This is a genomic window from Actinomadura sp. KC345 (assembly GCF_004348515.1).
In the GTDB taxonomy this organism is placed as follows: Bacteria; Actinomycetota; Actinomycetes; order Streptosporangiales; family Streptosporangiaceae; genus Spirillospora.
This window is the reverse complement of the sequence record NZ_SMKH01000390.1, coordinates 1-5,967: the sequence shown is the minus strand read 5'-3', so window position 1 is coordinate 5,967 and position 5,967 is coordinate 1. Positions and strand designations below refer to the sequence as shown.

6 protein-coding genes are annotated in these 5,967 nt (G+C 70.2%); all 6 read right to left on the bottom strand.

Features of this window, described 5'->3' with window-relative positions; genetic code table 11:
* Positions 1-154: 154 nt before the first annotated feature.
* Positions 155-493, bottom strand: coding sequence for a P-II family nitrogen regulator (locus E1281_RS36225; protein ID WP_131884218.1), 339 nt, complete (start codon positions 491-493; stop codon positions 155-157).
* A 3-nt stretch (positions 494-496) separates the two neighbouring features.
* On the bottom strand, positions 497-1,867 hold the full coding sequence (locus E1281_RS36220; RefSeq protein WP_131884217.1) for an ammonium transporter: 1,371 nt from the start codon (positions 1,865-1,867) through the stop codon (positions 497-499).
* A gap of 171 nt (positions 1,868-2,038) precedes the next feature.
* Positions 2,039-3,193, bottom strand: coding sequence for a signal recognition particle-docking protein FtsY (gene ftsY, locus E1281_RS36215; protein WP_131884216.1), 1,155 nt, complete (start codon positions 3,191-3,193; stop codon positions 2,039-2,041).
* Between the two features lie 280 nt (positions 3,194-3,473).
* On the bottom strand, positions 3,474-4,133 hold the full coding sequence (locus E1281_RS36210) for a DivIVA domain-containing protein (RefSeq protein ID WP_165959258.1): 660 nt from the start codon (positions 4,131-4,133) through the stop codon (positions 3,474-3,476).
* 5 nt (positions 4,134-4,138) lie between these two features.
* Complete coding sequence (locus E1281_RS36205; RefSeq protein WP_131884214.1) at positions 4,139-5,302, bottom strand: globin domain-containing protein; 1,164 nt, start codon at positions 5,300-5,302, stop codon at positions 4,139-4,141.
* 21 nt (positions 5,303-5,323) lie between these two features.
* Entirely contained in the window at positions 5,324-5,731 is a 408-nt protein-coding gene (locus E1281_RS36200) for a globin domain-containing protein (RefSeq protein WP_165959257.1), read from the bottom strand.
* Positions 5,732-5,967: the final 236 nt, after the last annotated feature.

Below are 5,967 nucleotides of genomic sequence, written 5' to 3'. Positions count from 1 at the left end.
GGCGCACCCGGCTCGCTAAGCCCGCCTGGTTCGCCGGGCTCGCCTGGGGCGCGGAGGAGTTCCGGCTCGGCAGGCGGGCCCGGCTTCCCCCGGGGACCCGGTCCGGCAGGGTGGTCGCGTCCGGTGGGCGGGGTCGGAAGGGACACCGGGGCGCCTAGAGGGCTTCCGGGCCGGTCTCGCCGGTGCGGACGCGGACGACGGTGTCGACCGGGACGGCCCAGACCTTTCCGTCGCCGATCTTGTCGGTGCGGGCCGCCTTGACGATGACGTCGATGATGTCGTCGGCGTCCTCGGAGTCGACGAGGATCTCGACGCGCAGCTTGGGCACCAGGTCGACCTGGTACTCGGCGCCCCGGTAGACCTCGGTGTGGCCCTTCTGCCGGCCGTAGCCGCTGGCCTCGCTGACGGTCAGGCCCCTGACCCCGAAGGTCTCCAGGGCCTTCTTGACCTCGTCCAGCTTGAACGGCTTGATGACCGCCGTGATGAGCTTCATCGCTTACGCCTCCACCTTCTTGGCCGTGCCCTCCGAGTTCGCCCCGGCCTCGGCAGCCGGTGCGGGCGCGGCGGCCGAGGCCAGGGTGGCGCCGGAACCCGCTCCCGTCCGGATGGTGCCGAAGTCGTAGGCGGTCTCGGCGTGCGCCGTGCTGTCGATTCCGGCGGCCTCGTCGTCCTCGCTGACCCGGAAGCCCATGACCAGGTCGATGATCTTGGCGATCACGTAGGTCACCACGAACGAGTAGGCGAGGGTCGCCAGGACGGCCACCGCCTGCTTGCCGAGCAGCGAGAGGCCGCCGCCGGCGAGCAGGCCGTCGGCCCCGCCGTCGTTGACGGCCGTGGTGGCCAGGAATCCGATGAGCAGGGCGCCGACGATGCCGCCGACGAGGTGGACGCCGACCACGTCGAGGGCGTCGTCGTAGCCGAGCTTGTACTTGAGCGAGACCGCGAACGCGCAGACGGCGCCGGCGATGAGGCCGATGGCGATGGCGCCGAGCGGGGTGACGAACGCGCAGGCCGGCGTGATGGCGACCAGGCCGGCGACGATGCCCGACGCGAGGCCGAGCGTGGTGGACGAGCCGTCCCGCAGCTTCTCGACGACGATCCAGGCGAACGCGGCGGCGCAGGTCGCGGCGATCGTGTTGACGAACGAGATCGCCGCGATCTCGTTGGCCGCCCCGGCGGAGCCGGCGTTGAACCCGAACCAGCCGAACCACAGGAGACCGGCGCCGAGGAGGACGAACGGCAGGTTGTGCGGGCGCATCGGCTCCTTCGGCCAGCCCTTGCGCCGGCCGAGGACGAGCACGAGGGCGAGTGCCGCGATGCCCGCGTTGATGTGGACGACCGTGCCGCCCGCGAAGTCGAGGGCGCCGAGTTCGAAGATCCAGCCTGCCTTACCGCCCTCCTCGCCGTCCGACCACCAGACCCAGTGGGCGATCGGGAAGTACACGAGCGTCACCCAGACCAGGGTGAACACGACCCAGGCCCCGAACTTGGCACGGTCCGCGACGGCGCCGCTGATGAGCGCGACGGTGATGATCGCGAACGTCGCCTGGAAGGCCACGAACACCAGCTGCGGGATGCCGGTGCCGTCGTCGGCGGTGGCCGCCGTCTCCAGGCCGACCAGCCCCCATTCGCTGAACCCGCCGATGAACGAGCTGAGCCCGCCCCCGGAGGTGAAGGCGAGGGACCAGCCGTAGACGACCCACGCCATGCCGACGACGGCGATGCTGACGAAGCTCATCATCATCATGTTGAGCACGCTCTTGGCCCGGCTCATCCCTCCGTAGAAGAAGGCCAGGCCCGGTGTCATCAGCAGGACGAGCGCCGCGCTCGTCAGGATCCACGCGGTGTTACCGCTATCGATCTTCATCTCTGAGAGAGTCCCTCCTCGCCGGGGAACGTGACTGCTCAGAGACTCCGGCGCGGCCGTTTCACCTGAGGGGCTCTTACGTTTCCCCGGTGTGAAAACCGACCCCGGGGTGTTTCACCGCTGTTTCCAAAACCTCACATGCCATATTTCGGCATGAATTGGTCCGATTTGTCAGTCTCCTAGGATCGCGTCGACGAAGGCCTCGGGCTCGAAGGGCGCCAGATCGTCCGGCCCCTCGCCCAGCCCCACCAGCTTGACCGGGACGCCGAGCTCGCGCTGCACCTGGACGACGATGCCGCCCTTCGCCGTGCCGTCCAGCTTGGTCAGCACGACGCCCGTGACGTTGACGACCTCGGCGAAGACGCGGGCCTGCTGCATGCCGTTCTGCCCGGTCGTCGCGTCCAGGACGAGCAGGACCTCGTCGACCGTGGCCTGCTTCTCCACGACGCGCTTGACCTTGCCCAGCTCGTCCATCAGCCCGGTCTTGGTGTGCAGGCGCCCGGCGGTGTCGACGATCACCACGTCGACCTTGGTGTCGATGCCCTGCTTGACCGCGTCGAACGCGACGCTGGCGGGATCGGCGCCCTCCTCCTTGCGGACGACCTGCGCCCCGACCCGGTTGCCCCACGTCTCCAGCTGGTCGGCGGCGGCGGCGCGGAAGGTGTCGGCCGCGCCGAGGAGCACGGTCCTGCCGTCGCCGACGAGGACGCGGCCGAGCTTGCCGCAGGTGGTGGTCTTGCCGGTGCCGTTGACGCCCACGACCATCATCACCGCGGGGCGGTCTCCGGCGGTCTCGGTCTGCAGGGAGCGGTCCAGGTCCGGGCCGATCTGCTTGACGAGCTCCTCCTTGAGCAGCTCGCGGACCTCGTCCACGCTCCGGGTGCCGAGGACCTGGACCCGCGTCCGCAGGTCGTCGGTGACCTGGCGGGCCACGGCGGCGCCCATGTCGGCGGTGATGAGGGTGTCCTCGATCTCCTCCCAGGCGTCGTCGTCGAGGGTCTCGCGCGACAGCAGGCCGAGGAGGGTCTTGCCGAAGGTGTTCTGGGAGCGGGCGAGCCGGGCGCGCAGCCGCACCAGCCGCCCCGCGCCGGGCGGCGGCTTCTCGATCTCCACCGTGGGCCGCGGCGGCGGCACCTCCGTCGGCGGCGCCTTCTCGATGGTGGTGGCGCCGCCGCCCGCCTCGTCGGCGTCGGTCGCACCCCCCACCCGTTCCGCGGGTCGCTCAGCGGGCGGACGCGGCCTTCCGCGACCGGGCCGCAGCAGCATGACGCCGCCGACGACCAGTGCGACGGCGGCCAGCGCGGCGATGACGATCAGATATTCCATAGCGCCCCCAGTTTTCCAGAGACTCCCTACCCCACGGACCAGCCCCCTGGAACCCCCTCAGCGATCAACACACCGCAACAACCGAACACGACGACTTCAGCCACCACAGCAACCCCGCGACAACCGAACCACTGCGATCGCGTCCGAAGGCAGGTTTCGAGCTCGCGAGAAACCTGATCGCGAAGCGAGCCGCCAAGGCGAGTTCGGAGCGATGCAGCGATCGCACGCAGTGCCCGCCGAAGGGAGGGCCCCAGGGCCCGACCGCCAAGGGCACTGCAGATCAGTGCGGCAGGGAGGCGCGTTCGGAGTTCTCCCAGTCGTCGACGTTCCGGAGGAGCGCCTCCAGGTAGGAGCGGAGATGGGTGCGGTAGACGTCGCTGTAGGTGCGCAGGTAGGCGATCTCGCGCTCCATCGAGCGGCGCTCGTCGTCCGGCAGGGACTCCGCGCGGACGACGGGCGGAGGCGCGGCCTGCTCGGCGTTGCGGACGGCCGCGTCGGCGACCGCGGCGGCCTTGCGGTGGGCGTCCTCCAGCAGGTGTTCGGCGCGCCCCTTGGCGTCGGACAGGATCGCCTCCCGGTGCAGCCTGGCCTCGTGGGCCAGCTCGCGGGTGTAGCGCTCGGCGTCCGCCACGTACAGGTCGGCGGTCTGCTGGGCCTGCGACAGGATCCGGACGGCCTGGAAGTGGGCGTCCTCGGGCGCCATCACGCCGGGTGAGCCCTTGGCCGCCTGCGAGCGAAGCCGGTCGACCTCGTTGGCGAGGGCGGCCTTGTCGTTGAAGATCTGGACGAGTTCCCGCTCGACGTAGGACAGGAAGTTGCGGACCTGCTCCTCGTCGTACCCGCGGCGGCCGAGGGCGGCGCGGGCGAAGACCACCGACTGCAGCTCACCGGGGGTCAGCCGCGAGCCCTCGGAGACGACGGGAAGATTCGGGGAGTTCAACGCGCTCACCTCTGTGCGTCTGCGAAGGTTTCCAGCCTGATGCGATCACGGGGGACGCCGAGCCGCATGAGCTGCTCGACGGTGTGCCCGACCATCCCGGACGGCCCGCACACGTAGGCGTCGTGACCGTCCCATGGACCGTGCCTGGCCACGACGTCCGACAGGTTCCCGTGCTCGACCTCGCCGTCGCCCGCCGCATGCCCCGACCGGAGCAGGGCGGAGAAGCCGTGGCCGCCGGACTCGTCCGACACGGCGGGCACGACGGTGAGCCAGGGGAACTCGCCGGCCAGCTTGGCCAGGTGTTCAAGGTCGTACAGGCCGTCCGTGGTGCGGGCGCCGAAGAACAGGTGCACGCGCGGAGGGACGGAGCGGCGCGAGATCTGCTCCAGGATCGACTTGAGCGGGGCCAGGCCGGTGCTGCCCGCGACGAGCAGCACGTCCCGTCCGGATGCCTCGTCCAGCGTGAGCGTGCCGATGGGCGCGCCCATCCGGACCCGGTCGCCGGTCTCCGTGCCGCGCACCAGGACGGGGCTCACGGGGCCGCCGTCCACGAGCCGGACGTGGAAGTCCACCGTATGGTCGGGGCGCGGGGCGTTGGCCATCGAGTAGTACCGCCAGTGCCGCAGGCGCGACGGCACCTCCAGCGCCACCGACTGCCCGGGGAGATAGGGCAGCGGCCGGTCGGGCTGGACGCGCAGGACGCAGATGTCGAACCGGCGCCGCTCGACGGCGATGACCTGGCCGTTCCACCACGGGGGGCTGCTGAGGGCGTTCTCGTCGGCGGCCTCCAGCATGACCTTGGCGACCAGGCTGTAGGCGGCGTTCCAGTCGGCCTCGACGTCCTCCGTCCAGGAGGAACCGCAGAAGTGCCGCAGTGTCGCCAGGAGGCTGGCGCCGACGTGCGGGTAGTGCTCGGCGACGATCCCGAATTTGCGGTGGTCGCGGCCGAGCTGCTGGAGGAACGGGACGAGGCCGGGCAGATCGTCGACCTGGGAGACGATGTGCCCGAGGGCGCGCAGCAGCTTGTCGCGCTGGCCGCTCATCCCGATCGGGAACATGTCGCGCAGGTGCGGGTTGCGGACGAAGAGGTCGGAGTAGAAGAACAGCGCGACCGCGTCGCCCTGCTCGGCGACGTGGTCGAAGCTGGCTTTCAGGCGTTGTGCGTCCATATCGGCGGAGCCGGGGCCGGTTCAGGAGACGGGCTCGGCCGCGGCCTCCGTCATGACCTTGGCGACCAGGCCGTAGGCGGCCGCCCAGTCGCGTTCGAGGTCCGCGTTCCATTCGGGGCCGCTGAAGTAGGCGAGGGTCGCCAGGAGGCTGGCGCCCACCGGGGCGTAGTGGTCGCCGAGGACGCCGAAGCCGTGGTGGCGCCGGCCGAGGTCCTGCAGGAACGGGATGAGCGCGTCGGTGTCGTCGACGGACGAGACGATCTGGGACAGCGCGGCGAGCAGTACCTCGTGCTGCTTGGCCATCGCCGCCGGGAACATCGACCTGAGCTGCGGTTCACGCGCGAAAAGGTCGGCGTAGAAATATTCCGCGACGTCGACGCCGTTCACGCCCACCAGCGCGAAATTGTCCTTGAGTTTCTGGGGGTCCACGTCCATCACCTTCCAGGGCTCTGCGTACCGGACCGTATTCATCCGGTGAGGGGAAGCCGGAGAGCCGCGGTGCACATGCGTAGTGCATTGCTCAGACCCCACACAAGTCCACCGCCGTGTCCGCCGCATCACGGTCAGTGCACATTCACCACCCCACAAAAGCGTCACCGGCGCAAACACGCTGTAACCAACCAGTTATTGGACGCCGAAAATACCGGAGCCCACGCCCCACCCCC